The following is a 510-nucleotide window of genomic DNA, read 5'->3' as shown; positions in this document are numbered from 1 at the left end:
GCCTGGACGATGCCCGTCAGGCGCTGGTGTCGTTTGAGGCTGACCTGGTGTTACTGGATTTATCCATGCCGCCGCTGTTTGACCCCCAGGTTACCCTGGCGGCGATGGCTGACTTTGACGGTCGGCCAGTGATTATTATCACCGGCCATGCCGATCGTGATCTGGCGCTGCAAGCGGTGGCGCAAGGAGCGTGGGATTTTATCGCCAAGCCGATTGATCCTGACATGCTGGCGGTGGTGGTGCGGCGGGCGCTGATCAAGACGACGCTGGAGCGAGAGCTACAGCAGCTGAAACAGTCCAGCCAGCAGCCATCAGGGGCGGCGGCCTATCTGGGCCTTTCGGCCAGTGCACAAAAAGTGCGGGCCTTGATTGAGCGTATCGCGCCCACGGACGTGCGGGTGCTGGTCACCGGGCCATCAGGAACGGGCAAGGAAGTGATCTCGCGGGCATTACACGACCTGAGTCATCGCTCGGACAAGCCTTTTGTATCGGTGCATTGTGGAGCGATAC

Annotated in this window: 1 protein-coding gene; it reads left to right on the top strand. The window is 60.8% G+C overall.

Annotation, left to right across the window (positions count from 1 at the left end):
- Nucleotides 1–510: sigma-54-dependent transcriptional regulator (locus Q4563_RS15820; protein WP_303605146.1), on the top strand; the 510-nt coding region annotated here is incomplete at both ends.

This window comes from Gilvimarinus sp. 1_MG-2023, from assembly GCF_030548285.1.
This window is presented reverse-complemented; position numbering and strand designations above follow the sequence as displayed.